A 17,070-nucleotide genomic window follows, 5' to 3' on the forward strand; every position below is an offset into this window, starting at 1 on the left:
TATAAAGGAGTTGATTGAAAATATTTTTTGACAACTCCTTTTATTTAAACGGTCAGTATTATTGTGCAGACAATAAAGTGGCGGGTCAGAAGTATCTATTTTTGATGCACTGATGCTATATCAGCATTACTGTTCTAAATCAGTCGGCAACATTGAAAGATGTAATTTAAAACAGTGCAAACGGTAAAAAGTATTTAAATAGTTGCAATAGTGTATTAATTGCGACACATCAATACGTTTTTAAAATTTTGGTTTGCTTGTGGTTAGTTTGGTTAAAAAGGTGTTGTCAGCTTTAATTCTGATGACGCCTTTTTTTAAATGTTATTTAATGTTATAACCTAGGTAATGTCATGGTACCATGCAAAAAGGCTTCCAATAGTATTGGAAGCCTTTCTTTATAGCTAAAAAATGAAATTTACACTGTATGTTTTGGATTAAATCCGTCTTCGCTTAATTCGGTGTGCACGTAATCAGCAACCATTTCAGCTTCATAATCAACTTTTTCTCCTTTTGAAAGTTTGTTGATGGCTTTTTCCATAATTTGGTAAATTACCGGAACTACGACTAAAGTTAGGAATAATGAGGAAATTAATCCTCCAATAATTACCCAAGCCAAACCATTTTTCCATTCAGCTCCAGCTCCAGATGCTAGTGCAATCGGGAACATACCAAATACCATCGCGATAGTTGTCATCAAAATTGGACGAAGACGCGCATGATTCGCTTGGATTAATGCTGTTCTAACCGTTTCGCCAGCTTTACGCCTTTGATTGGTATAATCTACAAGCATAATCGCATTTTTACAAACTAGACCAATAAGCATGATGATACCTAAAATAGTAAATATATTCAGTGTATTATTGGTTAAAGCCAAAGCCAACATTGCTCCAATAAATGAAAGCGGAATCGCAAACAATACCACAAATGGATGTACAAAACTATCGTATAACGAAACCATTACAAGGTAAACCAAGATAATCGCAGCTAATAAAGCTATTCCTAATGTTCCAAAACCTTCACTTTGGTTTTCTTGATCGCCACCCCAAATGTAATTTACACCAGTTGGTTTTTTTAATTTATCAATTTTTTCTTGCCATTGCGTTACAATTGTTCCAGAAGGAACTCCTACATTTTGACCTTTTACAGTTACCGATGCCGATTTGTCTCTTCGTTCTAATTCACTTGGTCCAGAACCTTCTGTTACGGTTGCAAATTGATTCAGTTTTATTTGCTGACCAGCTTCATTTATAAAAATTAAATTGCTTACATCGGCAATACTTTTTCTGTCGAAAGCATTGTATTTAATGTTGATGTCGTATTCGTATTCACCAGCTCTAAATCTTCCATCAGTATTTCCGCTAAAAGCAGTTTGCATGGTCATACCAACTGTTTGCAAACTCAATCCCAAAGCTGCCATTTTATCTCTATCCACTTTTACATTCACTTCTGGATTTCCATCTTCTACTGATAATTCGATTTCTGTTGCTCCTGGAATGGTACGTAATTCTTTTTCTGCTGCTTTCGCAAATTGCATGGCGCTTTCTACATTTGGACCAGTTACAATTAATCCTAAAGTGGCATCTTCTGCAGTTCCTAAAATACCAACTGGAACCGTTTTCACTTTTGCGCCAACTAATATTTTTTCTAATTTACGTTTTGTTTTTGCAGCATACACATTTGCAGGTTCATCACGTTTATCTAATCCAACCATTTTAACGTTTATCTCAGACTTGTAAGCAGTTGCTTGCGAAGCACCAAGACCTTCACTGGTTTGACCAATCGTTGTAATTTGACTAAAAACATACTCTTCTTTCTTCAAAAATGCTTCTGCTTTTTGCGTCATGAAATTGGTTTGCTCTAATGAAGCATCTTTTGGCATTTCTATTTGAACTAAAAACTCACCACTATCAGACGCTGCAAAGAATTCTCCACCAATAAATCCACCACCAAATAAACTAATCATAGAACCAAAAAAGAGTACTAAAACTATAGCCAGTGTTTTAAAATAATGATCCAAACACCATTCTAATAATCTTGAAACCCAGTTTGTAAAACGCGTTAAATAGCTTTCAAATCCAAGTATAATCCTTCCAAAAAGGTTTTTACCTTCAATATGTTCTAGTTTTCCATATCTTGAAGACAACCACGGAATGATTGTAAATGAAGCCACTAAAGACAACAATGTTGAAATAATTACAGTCACGCAGAATTGCGTAATAATGTTAGAAACCAATCCGGTACTCATTGCAATTGGTAAAAATACCACTACAATTACTAAAGTAATCGACACAACAGTTCCACCAATTTCCGCAGTTCCATCATAGGCTGCACGAACCTTGTTTTTACCCATTTCCATGTGCCTGTAAATATTCTCCAGAACAACAATAGCATCATCCACAAGAATACCTACAACAAGAGACAGACCTAATAAACTCATTAAGTTTAAGGTATAACCCATCAAATAAATTCCGATGAAAGTAGCAATTAATGAGGCAGGAATAGAAACCATTACAATCAACGAGTTTCTAATACTGTGCAAGAAAAACAACATTACAAGAGCAACTAAAAGTACCGCAATAAGTAAATCATGCACAACAGCATCAGCAGCTTCAAGTGTAAAAATGGTACTGTCTTTAGCAATTTCTAATTTTAAACCATTCGCTTTATAATCGGTTTCCAGTTTAGCAATTGTTTTAACTAATTCTTCACTTACCGCAACCGCATTGGCATCAGATTGCTTTATAATTTGTAAAATAATGGCGCTTTTTTGATTGACACGCGCTACTTTTTCAGTGATTTTTTGAGTATCCTGAACATCAGCAATATCGCGTAAACGAACTTGAATTCCGTTTTTAGATGATACAACCAAGTTTCTTAATTCGTCAACATTTTTATATTTTCCGGCCAAACGAATTAATATTTTCTGCTCACGAGTTTGAATATTTCCTGTTGGAAAATCTAAATTAGAAGATAAAATATTTTGTTGCACTTGCGGAATAGAAAGTCCATAAGCTTGCATTTTTACTGCATCAAGATTGACTTGAATTTCTCTTTCTTGTCCACCAATAATATTTACTTGTGCTACACCTTCTACTCGAGAAATAACTGGTGCTAATTTTTTATCAATTAAGTCGTAAAAAGCAACTTCATCCATTTTTCCGTTGGCACCAATAGTCATAATTGGTAAATCGCTTAAGGAAAATTTACTCAACGAAGGCATTTCAACATCATCTGGTAAATCACTAAGAATAGCATTTATTTTACGTTGAGCATCGTTCATAGAGATATTAACATCAGCCGAAGAGGTCAATGTAATAGACACTGTTGACAAACTTTCGTAGGACTTCGAGTCTATTTTTTTAATATTTTCTAAGGATGCAATCGCATCTTCAATTTTTTTAGTCACCGTATTTTCTACCTCGCTTGGAGACGCTCCTGGATAAATAGTGGCAACAGTAATTACATTGGTTTCGAATTTTGGAATCAATTCGTAGCCCAATTGGCTGTAACTAAACAGTCCTCCTAGCGTTAGAATCGTAAATAATACGATAACTAATGAGGGACGTTTTATGGATATTTCTGCTAATTTCATTTTTTTCTTTGCTTTAGGCTTTAAGCTTTAGGCTTTAAGCGGTTTCTTTATGACTTTCGACTTTAAGACTTATTTTATAACGTCCACTTTAGATCCGTCTTGAAGGTTGATTTGTCCTGTAATAATTACAGTTATGCCATCAGATAATCCGTTAAGAATTTCAACTTTATCACCAAGAATTCTTCCAGCAGTTACTGTTTTCAATTTAGCAGTTCCATTTTCGATTACAAATATTTCGTTGCTGCTTACACTTCCTACAAAGGCATTTCTAGGAACGATCATCAACGATTGTTTTTGTTGGTTTGAAGCAAACTCAGCAGTTCCATACATACCAGCTTTTAAGTCTTTAGAAGCATTGTTTGTAATTTCAATTTCTACCGGAAAGTTCAAACTTTCGTCAGCTTTAGAAGCAATAAAAGTAATTTTTCCAGAAAAAGTTTTGTCCGGATAAACACTAGCGGTAACTTTAATTGGAGTTCCAACTTTTAAGCTTGCTACTTGACTTTCATTAACGGCAACTTTTAATTTTAATTTAGAAACGTTCACTATGTCAAATAGTTCAGTCGCTGGCATTCCTGTTAAAATAGAACCTGGTTCGATGTATTTTTTATTGATAAATCCGCTAATTGGTGCTTTTATTCTTGTATCACCAACATTGATGTTTGCTTGAGTTAATTGCGCTTTTGCATTTACCATTGCTAGTTTTGCTTGGTCTAATTGTTGCTTGGTAACACCGCCAGTTTTAAAAGCATTTTCATATCTATTGTAATCTGCCACAGCATTTTGGTATGATGAATTTGCAGTTTGTGCATTTACATTTATAACATCACTTCTAACAATTGCAAGTGTTTGACCAACGGTTACATAATCACCTTCTTTAGCCAAGACTTTTACCACTTTTCCTGATTTTTCTGCAGAAAATTTTAATTCTTGAATTGGTTCAAAATTTCCGTTTGATGTGAAATCTAATGAAACTTCTTCTGTCTTTACCGTTTCAATTCTTACAGAAACCGTAGCATTTTTCTCAGCAACAATGGCCGTTTTAGCTTCGTTTTCTTTTTTGTTATTAGTTAACACATAAGCAATTAGCCCTAATGCTGCTACAATTACTACTGTTGTTATTATAATTTTTTTCATCTTGATTATTTGTTTGTTAGTGTTTTAAGTTCGCCTTTTGATTTGATTAATTGTATTTCTGCCAGTTTATAATCTAATAATGCTGTTGTGTAGTTGTTTTGTGCAGCTACTAATTCGTTTTCTGCATCTAATAAATCAGTTAAAGAAGCCAAACCTTGAATGTAATTGTTGTTGGTATTCGTTAAAACTTCCTGAGCCAATTGCGCATTTTGTTTTTGATTGTTGATAGATATGATGCTGTTGTCAATTTGAGTTTTAGCATTTTCATATTCTAAATCCAATGACAATTTGGTTTCTTCTAAATCTACTTTTATCGATTCTAATTTGTTCTCAGCTTGACGTACTTTGGCGCGAGTTCCAAATCCGGTGAAGATTGGAATGTTTAGATTTAAACCAATTGCCGCATAATCTGACCAATAAACACCATCGGATGGTTTTTTAAACCAAGGCATTTCTGGACCTTGACCAATGTAATTGTAACTTCCAGTTAAAGAAAGTGTAGGATAATAAGCTGCTTGAACTGATTTTTTCTGAAATTGTAAAAGTTGTTCGTTCTTTTTTAACAACAAATATTCTGTTCTAGTTGTTGTGTCAGGCGTTTGAGAAAGCGCATTTGCAGTAACTTCAAATTCGGTTTGCGGAATAGAAATTTTAGTTTCAATTGGCATTCCTATCAAAAATTTTAAAGAATTTTCTTGAATTTGAACCGCGTTTATTGTTTGTTGACGTTGCGTATTGATATTCGAAATCCTTACCAGAATTCTGTCTAAATCAATTTTTTTAGCCAGTCCATTGTCAAATTGACCTTTAATGATGTCTTTAACTTTATTGGTGTTTTTCAAATTATTATCAAAAACATTTAAGTTTTGACGTGTCACATATACTTGATAATAGGCATTTGCAACTTTTTCAATAACTTGTTCTTCGGTTAATTGTGCATTTATCTGATAAAATTCTCTGGTAGATTTTGCAGCTTTCAGTCCAATAAAAACCGATTGATCGTATAAAGCTTGGTTTAGCGTAATTCCAGCGCCAGAACTCCATTTTTGTCCAAAAGCTGCTTGAATTGTAGTTCCGGGTGCACCAAATCCTGCTCCATCAATAACTGTAGTTTGTATTATTGGGTTGTGATTTAAACTTCCGCTAGCAGAAATTTGTGGTAATGCTCTTGAACGTATTTCTTGAATTTCGTATTCGCCATTTTCTACTTGTAGTTTTGCTTTTTTGGCATCGGCTTTATTCTCTAAAGCGTAGTTTATGGCTTCTTTCAGTGTTAGCGTTTTTATTGGACTTGCAGCAGTATTGCTCAAGTTTTGTGATTGCGCCGAAAACGCAAAAGTCAAAATCGTTATTAAAATTATATTCTTCATTATATGGTGTAGTTTAGTAATTGTTTTTCAAGTTCGATAATTCCGGCTGGCGTAGCCATAGCTCTGGTGTGGTATTCTAGTATTTCAAGTTCTATTTTTTGAGATTCTTTTTCTGAACTTATATTTTCTTTATTGCTAAAAATTAAGTGATAGTAAAATCGTACATAATATTCAATATTTAGGTCAGATCGATATAAACCTTCGTCAATTCCTTTTCTTATATTTCGCTCAAAAGTCGTATTACACTCCTTTATTTCTCGAGACATCACCTTCTCATATATTTCAGGATAATGTTTTTTTAATTGATAAATAGGAGAAGTGTCTGAAGCTTTAAACATTTCTTTAAACATCTTTCTGATTTCAAAATTCTCTTCAATGGCATTGTAATTTTTAGCAACAATGTTGTCTATAATTTGATGAACTTCTTTGTGAATAGTAGCTGTACTCTCTTCAATAAGTATTTCTTTATTACAAAAATATTTGTAAATTGTCTTTTTTGAAATGCACATTTCACCTGCAATATCATCCATTGTAATGCTCTTAAAACCTAGTTTTAAGAACATATCACTCGCTTTTGATATAATTTTCTCTTTCATTTTCTTTATTCTTAATCAGTTGTGATGTATTAAAACTGTTAAATTTCGATGCAAATGTAATTTGGAAACTTTGAAAACCAAAATAGTTTCCTTAAATTTTGTATTTATTTAACATTAAACTTAGTTTGTCTTTCTTGTTAAACTGTTAACTCTAAGTTTGCCATAAACTTAATATCTTGTCCTAAGGCTAACCCGCCGGTTTGATTAAATGAAGTAAAATTCAAACCAAAATCCTTACGATTGATTTGACCCGTTATCTCAAAAGCAGCTTTTTGATCGCCATCATAAGTATTGATTCCAATGAATTCAGCATCAAGCTCCACCACTTTTGTAATGTTTTTTATGGTTAGATTTCCTTTTAAAAAATTAATGTTTTTATTGACTTTTTCGAATGAGGTCGACTTGAAACTAATAATTGGAAACTCCTTAATGTCGAATAAGTCATTCAACCCCAAGTGAGTATCTATTTGTTCCAGTTTTGCATCTTTATTATTGACATCTAAAGAGAATTCGATTGATGCATCTTCTATTTGATTATCCTCAATATCAATATGCCCATTGAATTTATTTATGGAACCTGCCAGATACGCAATTATTGAGTGTCTCATTTTTATCAGAACATCTGATTGGCTCGAGTCAACTGTCCATTTTGTTTTCATAATTCTTTGCGTTGTATTTAGAATTTATTTCAGAATCGGAATAAATTCTAAATGTTAAATTTTCGTTTGCAAATGTAAGAAGGAAACTTTGAATACTAAAATAGTTTCCAGTGTATTTTAATTTATTTAACATTTGATGACAAAAGGGAGTTTGTAATGCTAATTGAATACTGTAAATTAGCCAAAAAATTATTTTATGCATTCTATTTACCAGTATCAAGAGTTTCTTTCGGATTATTTGGAATCACAATATGAAACAAAAGAACCGAAAAATCTATACGAACCGATACATTATATTTTGGATCTTGGAGGTAAAAGAATGCGTCCGGTACTTACATTAATGAGTGCGGAGGTTTTTGATGCAGATTATAAAAAAGCGTTGCCGGCGGCTTTGGCTGTTGAAGTTTTTCATAATTTTTCGTTGGTTCATGATGATATTATGGATGATGCGCCATTGCGAAGAGGACAAGAAACAGTTCATGAGAAATGGAATTTAAACACCGGAATTTTATCTGGTGATGCGATGCTGATTTTAGCGTACCAATATTTTGAACAATATGAACCCGTTATTTTTCGGGATTTAGCCAAGTTATTTAGCAAAACCGCTCTTGAAGTTTGTGAAGGTCAGCAATGGGACGTCGATTTTGAAGTACGGAATGATGTTACGATTCCGGAATACCTGAAAATGATTCAGTATAAAACGGCCGTTTTGGTTGCCGCAGCCATGAAAATGGGAGCCATTATCGCTGAAACTTCGGAAGAAAATGCAAATCTGATTTATGATTTTGGACTGAATTTAGGTTTGGCTTTTCAATTACAGGATGATTTCCTAGATGCTTTTGGTGATCCTGAAACCTTTGGAAAACAAGTTGGCGGCGATATTATAGAAAACAAAAAAACGTATTTGTATCTAAAAGCAGTTGCTTTTTCAGAAGAAGAGGAAGCGCAGGAATTGAGACGATTGTTTTCGATTCAGCCAGAAGACAATACTGAAAAAATCAAAACGGTAAAAGAGCTTTTTAACAGCTCAGGCGCTTCAAAAGCAACTCAAGATGCAATACAAGATTTTACGTTTAAGGCTTTTCAAACTTTGGATAAAATGAATATTGACTCCGATAAAAAAGCATTACTAAAAACTTTTGGCGAGAATTTAATGGGAAGAAAAGTTTAGGTTTTTGATTGATGATTAACGATTTTTGACCCAAGCGACAGCGAACTCGCGAAGCATTGCAGAAGTTTTACTTCGGATAAATAATTGTTCTATCACAAAAATCCATACCTCCAAAAATAAAAATCAGTACTGTTACCAAATCTGAATTCGTTAATAAAAAATCTAAAATCAAATGTTTATAGTTCCAAAAAATACCGATTTACTACTTACTGAAGCGGAAGGCGAAAACTTATATTTGAAATTAATTGAACAAATGAATAAGGATTTCAATCTCGCTAACGAAGCAATTGATTTTCCTTTGAGTATCTCCCCTAATGAATTGAAGTTGCAGCTTCATGAAAAAATCTACCGCCTAATTCAATATAAATTTGCTGAATACCTCAACTTACTTTACATAATTGATGTTTCTGAGGAGGAAATAAAAAAACTAGACGGATCTGATTTAGTAATTCTGGCAGAACAAGTCGCCTTCTTAATTCTAAAAAGAGAATGGCAAAAAGTCTGGTTCAGGAATAAGTATTAATTATTAATGTCAGAAGCAAAGTAAGTTTTTACATTAAAAATAAACCCTGACAAACGGCATGAATGCGCTGCCATAAATGTTATTGTCGTCATTTAATACATTGTAACGGGCGCCAATTGTAGCGTTTCCGGATCTATAACCTGCTCCCAGAAACAATCCTGTGTTCCAGTAATCTTGTGAATTGCTATTGGATCCCTCCAAATCTACATTGACTCTTAATTGTTCCAGTTCAGCCGAAAGTTGGATTTCAGATATTGGATTAAAAAGACCTATAACACTGCCACCATACAAATGGGAAGCGTAATACTCTTTTTGTTTTAAATATTTATATTGTACGCCAACCCCCAAAGCTACATACTCATTGAAATTATAAATAGCACTTGGAGCCAATGAAATGTCCGTATAGCCAGAGCCAAAGCCTAAACCAATTCCGCCTCCAAATTGCACATTCCTCCAAAACTGATTTTGGGTTTTAGGAGAGGATGAATTTTGTTGTGCAAACAGACAACTTGAAAAAAATAAGGTGATTATCACCAATAATGATTTGGAATCCTCTAAAAAGCTATTCTTTGTCATAAGTTTTTGGTTTTTTAACATTTTTCAATGTAAAAGTATCTTAAAATAAATTATAAATTTATTCTATTATTGTACTTTTGCCAAACTATTTTAACAAAAAAGTATATTCACTAAATATTATGGATAGGTTTTCATTTTTAAACGCAGCACACACCGAATTTTTCGCACAATTATACGATCAATATTTAGAGAATCCAGATAGCGTTGAGCCAAGTTGGAGAGGTTTTTTTCAAGGTTTCGATTTTGGGATGGCTACTTACAATGAGGAGAACAAGGTGGAACAAATCGCTAATTTTGCAGCTAATAACTCAGATATTAATTTGGTGTCTGATAAGCTTCAAAAGGAATTTAATGTATTGAAATTAATAGATGGATACCGTTCTCGAGGTCATTTGTTTACCAAAACAAATCCGGTTCGTGAAAGAAGAACTTCATCACCTACACTTGAAATTTCAAATTTCGGACTTTCAGCAGCCGATTTAAATACTGTTTTTGACGCGGCAAAGGTTATTAACATACAACCGTGTACGCTTCAGGAAATCATAACTCACCTTGACACTATATATTGTCAACATATTGGGGTGGAGTACATGTACATTCGTAATCCAGAAGTGGTGGAATGGATTCAGCAAAAATTAGGGGTTAATGATAATCAGCCTAAATTTTCACCGGATGAAAAAAAATCGATTCTGAATAAATTAAACCAAGCCGTTTCTTTTGAAAACTTTTTGCATACTAAATATGTAGGTCAAAAACGTTTTTCTCTTGAAGGTGGAGAATCTATAATCCCAGCTTTGGATGCTTTAATTGAAAAAGCAGCCGAGCAAGGAGTTGAACAATTTGTAATGGGAATGGCACACCGTGGCCGTTTGAATGTTTTGGCAAATATTTTTGGCAAATCAACCCAAGACATTTTTGGGGAATTTGATGGTAAAGATTACGACCAGGAATATTTTGACGGAGATGTTAAGTACCATTTAGGACTTACCGCTGACAAAGTTACCAGTACTGGAAAAAATATAAATATCAATTTGGCTCCAAATCCTTCGCACCTGGAAACAGTAGGTGCGGTTATCGAAGGGATTACAAGAGCTAAACAAGACAAATATTTCCCTAACGATTTCTCTAAAGTATTGCCAATCGCCGTTCACGGTGATGCCGCAATTGCAGGTCAGGGAATTCTTTATGAGATTGTACAAATGGCACAACTTGACGGTTATAAAACTGGAGGAACAATTCATATTGTAATCAATAATCAAGTAGGTTTTACCACTAATTATCTTGATGCGCGTTCCTCTACATATTGTACGGATGTTGCCAAAGTAACACTTTCGCCAGTATTACACGTAAATGCGGATGATGCCGAAGCTGTAGTTCATGCGATGTCATTTGCTTTGGATTTCAGAATGCAATTTGGTCGTGATGTATTTATCGATTTATTAGGATATAGAAAATACGGACATAACGAAGGTGATGAGCCTCGTTTTACTCAACCGGTTTTGTACAAAATTATTGCAAAGCACAAAAATCCCCGTGATATTTATGCCGATAAATTGTTAGCAGAAGGTGTCATAGGAGCGGATTATGTAAAACAATTAGAAGCAGTTTATAAAGAGGACTTGGATAACAATCTTCAGGCTTCACGCAAAAAAAACTTAACCATCATTACTCCATTCATGAAAAATGAGTGGGAAGGTTTTACACAGGTTTCGGATGTGGTAATGCTTGAAAAAGTGGATACAAAAGTTGCTAAAGATACCTTAGACTCTATTATAAAAACCGTTTCGAGCTTGCCGTCTGATAAGAAATTTATAAATAAAATTTCTAAAATTGTTACCGATCGCAGAACAATGTACGATAACAATACTATCGACTGGGGAACAGCAGAAACATTGGCTTATGGGTCGCTTTTGACCGAAGGTTATGATGTTCGTATTTCTGGGCAAGACGTAGAACGTGGTACTTTTTCGCACCGACATGCGGTAGTAAAAGTCGAAGATTCTGAGGAGGAAGTAATTTTATTAAACAGCATAGACAACAAAAAGGGGAGTTTTAATATTTTTAACTCTCATTTATCTGAATACGGAGTTTTAGGTTTTGATTATGGATACGCATTAGCCAATCCTAAAGCATTAACTATCTGGGAAGCACAGTTTGGGGATTTCAGTAATGGAGCCCAAATTATGATTGACCAATACATCTCTTGTGGAGAAGACAAGTGGAACAACCAGAACGGAATTGTTTTACTATTGCCACATGGATATGAAGGTCAAGGTGCAGAACACTCTTCGGCTAGAATGGAGCGTTATTTACAACTTTGCGCCAGACATAATATGTATGTTGCCGATTGTACAACGCCGGCCAACTTCTTTCACTTGTTGAGAAGACAAATGAAAACAACGTTCCGTAAACCACTTATTGTGTTTACACCAAAAAGTTTATTGCGTGATCCAAGATGTGTTTCTACTGTTGAAGAATTTGCAACAGGTAGTTTCCAGGAAACATTCGATGATGAAACAGTGAATAAAGCCGATGTGAAAACATTAGTTTTCTGTACCGGTAAATTCTATTATGACATTACTGCCGAAAGAGAAATCAACGGTCGTAGCGATGTAGCAGTAGTTAGAATCGAACAATTATTCCCTTTACCAGTAGAGCAATTAAAAACGATTATAGCAAAATATCCAAACGCGGATGATTATGTTTGGGCACAAGAAGAACCAAAAAACATGGGTGCTTACAGCTACATGTTGATGAACTTCGATTTAGTAAAATGGAGATTGGCTTCGTTAAGAGCATACGCAGCTCCGGCTTCAGGAAGTTATACGCGTGCAAAACGCCGTCATGCGGATGCAATAAAAATGGTTTTTGATAAAGATTTATTTAGATAATAAGGAGCTATTTCCTGCTGTACGCTATATCTTTTTCTTTTCACAGGAAAAAAGAAAAAGGTAATTGCGAGAGCAATTCGACCATCAGGACTAAAAAACAGTTCACACAATAAACACATAAGTTGTTCCAGAACAATTTAAAACATAAAATTCATAATTTAAAATAATACGAGATGATTTTAGAAATGAAAGTCCCATCACCAGGGGAATCTATAAAAGAAGTTGAAATTGCAACTTGGTTGGTAAAAGACGGAGATTATGTAGAGAAAGACCAAGCAATTGCTGAGGTTGATTCTGACAAAGCAACATTAGAATTGCCAGCAGAAGCAAGCGGAATCATTACTTTAAAAGCAGAAGAAGGCGATGCAGTAGCGGTAGGAGCGGTAGTTTGTTTAATCGATACAAGTGCAGCAAAACCAGCAGGTGATGCACCCGTTGAAGCACCAAAAGCTGAAGTTAAAGCAGAAGCGCCAAAAGCAGCTCCGGTAGCAGCAGTTCCAGCAGCAACGTATGCTTCAGGAGCACCTTCTCCAGCAGCAAGAAAAATATTAGACGAAAAAAATATAGCGCCAGCTTCAATAACAGGAACTGGAAAAGACGGAAGAATCACTAAAGATGACGCAGTAAATGCAGTGCCTTCAATGGGAACCCCTACAGGTGGATCTCGTGGAACGGAGCGTACTAAATTATCTATGTTGCGTAGAAAAGTGGCCGAAAGATTAGTTGCCGCTAAAAACGAAACGGCAATGTTGACTACTTTCAACGAAGTAAACATGACGCCAATCAACTTGATTCGTAATGAATACAAAGATGCATTCAAAGCAAAACATGGTGGAATTGGTTTAGGATATATGTCTTTCTTTACTAAAGCAGTGACGAGAGCGTTAAAATTATTCCCGGATGTAAACTCAATGATGGATGGTGATCATAAGATCGCTTTCGATTTTTGCGATATTTCAATTGCGGTTTCTGGACCAAAAGGTTTAATGGTTCCTGTAGTTCGTAATGCTGAAAACTTGACTTTCCGTGGTGTAGAAGCTGATATTAAAAGATTGGCTCTTAAAGCACGTGACGGACAAATCACAGTTGATGATATGACTGGCGGAACGTTCACGATTACTAACGGTGGTGTTTTTGGAAGCATGTTGAGTACACCAATTATCAATCCTCCACAATCCGGAATTCTTGGAATGCACAACATTATCGAGCGTCCTATTGCCGTAAACGGAAAAGTGGAAATTCACCCTATGATGTATGTGGCACTTTCTTATGACCACAGAATCATTGATGGTCGTGAGTCTGTTGGATTCTTGGTAGCTGTCAAAGAAGCGCTAGAAAATCCATTAGAGTTATTGTTGGATAACAATCCTAAAAAAGCTTTAGAACTATAGTTTTAAAATTTTAGAATATAAAAAAATCCTGTTTAGAAAAACTAAACAGGATTTTTTATTTCAGCAAATACAAACAATGATTGTAATAATCCACAATCGCTTTTCCTTTCATCAAAACATCCGCGCCAATGATTCCATGAACGGGTTTTGATTTGTGTTGCAGTAAAGCCTCATTGACGTGTGATAAATCGAAAATTACAATATCAAAAGCGATGTCTTTCCAAGAACCCAGTTGCAGTTGGTTTTTTGTGGCAACTTGCGTAAACATTCCTGTGGCACCTGCTCCTGAAGCTTTTGTTTTGGATTTCTTGGCTTCCAATAAAAACAAATCGACACTCTCAAATCCGATACAACTATTTGAAGCACCCGTATCGAGAATGAAACTGCCAATTACCCCATTAATTTTAGCCTTTATCAAAAGGTGTTGGGTTTTGGTAATCTTAAATTTTACTTTTTTGTAGTTTTCTTTTTTGAGAATAGTGTGGAGGTTTTTCATTTTTTATATCTAATAAGAGCTAAAAATAATCCAATTAAAATCAAAAAAGCAATACTGTAAAAAATATAATTTGTAGAATTACTTTTTGTTTCAATTCCGCCATAATATACGAATGCACTCCAGTAATAAGGCGATTTTTTGGCATTTGGAATACTTTTATTATTTAAAAAGCTACGTTTTGCATTTGCATTGGCTTCAAAGTAAGAGGAATCATTTTTTATATTTTTATAAAAATAATCCATAAAAACAGAAGTTGTATAATCGTTTACTTTCCACAAGGAAAACAATAAATTTTGGGCTCCGGCAAACTGAAAACCTCTGGCAATACTCATTGCGCCTTCGGATTTGTAGAGTTTGCCAATTCCGGTTTCGCAGGCACTTAGGACCACTAATTCCGAATTAATTTTCAAGTGATATAATTCCGAATATAAAATTTCCTGATCGTAAAATTTGATGCTTGCCAGGGTTTCAAGATCACCTGCAGAAGCATGTGTGGACAAATGCAGAATCGAATGATGGGGAGCATTGATTCTGAAATTTTGGAATGTTGCCGTCGCATTTTCAAAAAACTGTCCTTTAAAATTCTTTTTTATGGATTGCATTTCGGCTTTAGAAAAAGCTAATTCGTAATTCGTATTTTCAAAAACAGGAAACATTCCTAAAACGGTTTGCTGCTCTGTCGAAAGTGGTTTTGCATTCAAATAAAAACCAGCCGAATTGTTGTAGACAATCTTGAAATCATTCAATAGATAATGCATTTTGGCAAAATTACTCGTTGCTATTTCTTTTGTGATCAAAGCTTCAAATGGAAGAAAATGGAGTAGTCCATCAGGAACAATCAATAGGTTTTTATGGATTGTGTTTTTGGGTAATTTGAGTAAATCAAAAGCAATTTTCCCATATTGATTGTAGCCTTTTACGTCATTTGAAATGGTATTGGCATTACTGAAATAGTCCAAGAATTGCCAAATTTTAACAATGGAATGGGCTGTGTTACTAAAGGAGTTTAGTTTTATTTCTTGGTTTTCCAAAGTAAAAGAATACATCTTTTCAAACCCCGAGAAATAGTAAACCATAACTGCCTTGTCTTTTTCCAGTTTTGAATACAAGGATTTCAGATCGATGTTTTCGGCTGAATTGACTTGATTTTTCGACCTAATTTTCTTTAGCGAAAGCATCAATTCGTTTTGCTTTTTCATGGCTTCGTTTATTTTTGAAACGTCTGCCAAAACTCCTTTTTGCTGTTCTTTTGCGATTTCATTAGTCCAAATTTGAAGTTGTTCCAAATGCAATTTTTCTTCTCTGGAAGCTGTTTTTTTGTTCGAAAGATAGTTTTTCAAAACCCCCGATTTTGTTCGTTCCGAAAGTTGAAAAGCACGTTCTATATATGAGCTTTTATTTTCTTTTTTATAGAGAAAATCATAAATGGAAATACATTTTTCGGTTCGATTTCTAATTCGGATTTGGTTGATGATTTTGGAGTTTTCATATACTAAAAGATTGGCAAACAAATCTTCGATTTGAAACGAAAGAGCATAAGCTTCCAACGCTTTTTTGGGTTGGTTTTGTTCCTCGAAAATATCGGCTTGCAAGTCCAGGGCGTCAAGCAACACCGTTTCGGCATAAAGGGAATTGGGATAGGGTAGAATATTCTTTTGATTGGAATAATTTGGAATTAAAATCTTGAAAACCGATGCTATAATTGTGCTTGCTTCAGCGTATTTTTTTTGTTGAAATAACAAGTCAGCTTCTTCATAATTGAATTTGGCTAGTTTTCGAGGCGAAATATTGGGGGTTGAAAAGAAATATTTCTTGGCTTTTTCAAAATAGGAATTAGCCAATTCAATGTTTTGCCATTGTAAATTTAAGGCAGACAAGTTGCGGTAACAATTTGCCAGTGTTTCGGTTTGGGACTTGTCAGATTGCAATAATCGTATGGCGGCAAAATAAGAGCTTTCCAGTTTTGTAAAAATATTTGGAATCGGTTTGGAAAGTACTGGATTTTTATAGCTTAGCGCATAATTGTTTCCCAAGTTGTTCCATAAATTCCCTTTTTGAACGGCCGATAATTTCTCGATTTTTATGGTTTTTTCGAGCAAGTCAATCGCTTCTTCAACTCTGCCCGTGTTTTGATACACATTCGACAAATTGAGAATGGCGGCTATTTTTTGGGATTGGTTTTTCTCGGCATTGGCGATAAAATAATATTGTTTTATGACGTTTTCGGCATTGTCATAATCCCCTAAAATTGTGTATAAATTCCCTAACGGTTTCAGACAATATTCGATAATGTCATAATCCTGAAGTTTGTTTTTCTGATAGATTTGCCAGGCCTTTTCATAGCTTGAAATCGCTTGATTGGTTTTGCCAAATAGGTTCTGGTAGAAAGCGATATTGCAATTTAATACGACTAGTGCCAGTAGTTCGTTTTTGGATTTTAGTTTTGGATTTTTGTGAAATTCCTTTTCGTTTTCGGTGAGGTTTTGTAAGTTTTCAGCAGATGGATTTGCTACAAAAACATCAATTGTATGGTAAATTTTATCTTCTTGGGAAATAGTATTCTGTCCAAAAATATTTAGATTTAAAACCAAAAAAATTAAAACATATAAGGGATTTAAGTTCATATAACTTTTACATTGTGTAAGTAAAAAAGGATGATTTTTCAGTT

12 protein-coding genes are annotated in these 17,070 nt (G+C 34.5%); 4 read left to right on the plus strand and 8 right to left on the minus strand.

Going from position 1 to position 17,070, the window contains the following annotated elements; translation table 11 throughout:
* Positions 1-415 precede the first annotated feature (415 nt).
* The 5 genes from E0I61_RS00945 to E0I61_RS00965 form a co-directional block, all read right to left on the minus strand.
* Complete coding sequence (locus E0I61_RS00945; protein ID WP_132068807.1) at positions 416-3,592, minus strand: efflux RND transporter permease subunit; 3,177 nt, start codon at positions 3,590-3,592, stop codon at positions 416-418.
* 69 nt (positions 3,593-3,661) lie between these two features.
* Positions 3,662-4,729 (minus strand): efflux RND transporter periplasmic adaptor subunit, encoded by a 1,068-nt coding sequence (locus tag E0I61_RS00950; RefSeq protein WP_132068809.1) that lies wholly within the window; start codon positions 4,727-4,729, stop codon positions 3,662-3,664.
* A 5-nt stretch (positions 4,730-4,734) separates the two neighbouring features.
* Entirely contained in the window at positions 4,735-6,099 is a 1,365-nt protein-coding gene (locus E0I61_RS00955) for a TolC family protein (protein ID WP_132068811.1), read from the minus strand.
* Positions 6,099-6,695, minus strand: coding sequence for a TetR/AcrR family transcriptional regulator (locus E0I61_RS00960; RefSeq protein ID WP_132068813.1), 597 nt, complete (start codon positions 6,693-6,695; stop codon positions 6,099-6,101). The genes E0I61_RS00955 and E0I61_RS00960 overlap by 1 nt, the downstream gene beginning before the upstream one ends.
* A gap of 137 nt (positions 6,696-6,832) precedes the next feature.
* On the minus strand, positions 6,833-7,354 hold the full coding sequence (locus E0I61_RS00965; RefSeq protein WP_131991225.1) for a YceI family protein: 522 nt from the start codon (positions 7,352-7,354) through the stop codon (positions 6,833-6,835).
* A 196-nt stretch (positions 7,355-7,550) separates the two neighbouring features.
* On the opposite strand from E0I61_RS00965, the gene E0I61_RS00970 reads away from it, so the two are divergent.
* Both E0I61_RS00970 and E0I61_RS00975 read left to right on the plus strand, forming a co-directional pair.
* On the plus strand, positions 7,551-8,525 hold the full coding sequence (locus tag E0I61_RS00970) for a polyprenyl synthetase family protein (protein WP_132068815.1): 975 nt from the start codon (positions 7,551-7,553) through the stop codon (positions 8,523-8,525).
* Between the two features lie 172 nt (positions 8,526-8,697).
* Positions 8,698-9,048 carry a hypothetical protein gene (locus tag E0I61_RS00975; RefSeq protein WP_113664520.1) on the plus strand — a complete coding sequence of 117 codons (351 nt, stop codon included), beginning with the start codon at positions 8,698-8,700 and terminating at the stop codon, positions 9,046-9,048.
* A gap of 33 nt (positions 9,049-9,081) precedes the next feature.
* On the opposite strand, the gene E0I61_RS00980 is transcribed toward E0I61_RS00975, so the two are convergent.
* Positions 9,082-9,624, minus strand: coding sequence for a hypothetical protein (locus E0I61_RS00980; RefSeq protein ID WP_131991221.1), 543 nt, complete (start codon positions 9,622-9,624; stop codon positions 9,082-9,084).
* Positions 9,625-9,743: 119 nt separating this feature from the next.
* Between E0I61_RS00980 and E0I61_RS00985 the strand changes: the two genes are divergently transcribed.
* Positions 9,744-12,515, plus strand: coding sequence for a 2-oxoglutarate dehydrogenase E1 component (locus E0I61_RS00985; protein ID WP_132068817.1), 2,772 nt, complete (start codon positions 9,744-9,746; stop codon positions 12,513-12,515).
* A gap of 173 nt (positions 12,516-12,688) precedes the next feature.
* Positions 12,689-13,906 carry a 2-oxoglutarate dehydrogenase complex dihydrolipoyllysine-residue succinyltransferase gene (gene odhB / locus E0I61_RS00990; protein ID WP_131991217.1) on the plus strand — a complete coding sequence of 406 codons (1,218 nt, stop codon included), beginning with the start codon at positions 12,689-12,691 and terminating at the stop codon, positions 13,904-13,906.
* A 55-nt stretch (positions 13,907-13,961) separates the two neighbouring features.
* Here odhB and E0I61_RS00995 read toward each other — a convergent pair whose 3' ends face one another.
* A complete protein-coding gene (locus E0I61_RS00995; RefSeq protein ID WP_132068819.1) occupies positions 13,962-14,402 on the minus strand; it encodes a retropepsin-like aspartic protease in 441 nt (146 codons plus the stop codon).
* Positions 14,399-17,026: a CHAT domain-containing protein gene (locus E0I61_RS01000; RefSeq protein ID WP_132068821.1), complete on the minus strand. Its 2,628-nt coding sequence runs from the start codon at positions 17,024-17,026 to the stop codon at positions 14,399-14,401. Before E0I61_RS01000 ends, E0I61_RS00995 begins: the two co-directional genes overlap by 4 nt.
* Positions 17,027-17,070: the final 44 nt, after the last annotated feature.

The sequence above is a fragment of the Flavobacterium ranwuense genome (genome assembly GCF_004349315.1).
Classification (GTDB): domain Bacteria; phylum Bacteroidota; class Bacteroidia; order Flavobacteriales; family Flavobacteriaceae; genus Flavobacterium; species Flavobacterium ranwuense.

What these genes read in the sequence shown, in the direction of transcription:
- E0I61_RS00970 (WP_132068815.1), top strand. Translation starts at nt 7,551, where the DNA reads ATGCATTCTATTTACCAGTATCAAGAGTTTCTTTCGGATTATTTGGAA.
- E0I61_RS00955 (WP_132068811.1), bottom strand. Translation starts at nt 6,099, where the DNA reads ATGAAGAATATAATTTTAATAACGATTTTGACTTTTGCGTTTTCGGCG.
- E0I61_RS00975 (WP_113664520.1), top strand. Translation starts at nt 8,698, where the DNA reads ATGTTTATAGTTCCAAAAAATACCGATTTACTACTTACTGAAGCGGAA.
- E0I61_RS00985 (WP_132068817.1), top strand. Translation starts at nt 9,744, where the DNA reads ATGGATAGGTTTTCATTTTTAAACGCAGCACACACCGAATTTTTCGCA.
- E0I61_RS00995 (WP_132068819.1), bottom strand. Translation starts at nt 14,402, where the DNA reads ATGAAAAACCTCCACACTATTCTCAAAAAAGAAAACTACAAAAAAGTA.
- E0I61_RS00965 (WP_131991225.1), bottom strand. Translation starts at nt 7,354, where the DNA reads ATGAAAACAAAATGGACAGTTGACTCGAGCCAATCAGATGTTCTGATA.
- E0I61_RS00980 (WP_131991221.1), bottom strand. Translation starts at nt 9,624, where the DNA reads ATGACAAAGAATAGCTTTTTAGAGGATTCCAAATCATTATTGGTGATA.
- E0I61_RS01000 (WP_132068821.1), bottom strand. Translation starts at nt 17,026, where the DNA reads ATGAACTTAAATCCCTTATATGTTTTAATTTTTTTGGTTTTAAATCTA.
- E0I61_RS00960 (WP_132068813.1), bottom strand. Translation starts at nt 6,695, where the DNA reads ATGAAAGAGAAAATTATATCAAAAGCGAGTGATATGTTCTTAAAACTA.
- odhB (WP_131991217.1), top strand. Translation starts at nt 12,689, where the DNA reads ATGATTTTAGAAATGAAAGTCCCATCACCAGGGGAATCTATAAAAGAA.
- E0I61_RS00945 (WP_132068807.1), bottom strand. Translation starts at nt 3,592, where the DNA reads ATGAAATTAGCAGAAATATCCATAAAACGTCCCTCATTAGTTATCGTA.
- E0I61_RS00950 (WP_132068809.1), bottom strand. Translation starts at nt 4,729, where the DNA reads ATGAAAAAAATTATAATAACAACAGTAGTAATTGTAGCAGCATTAGGG.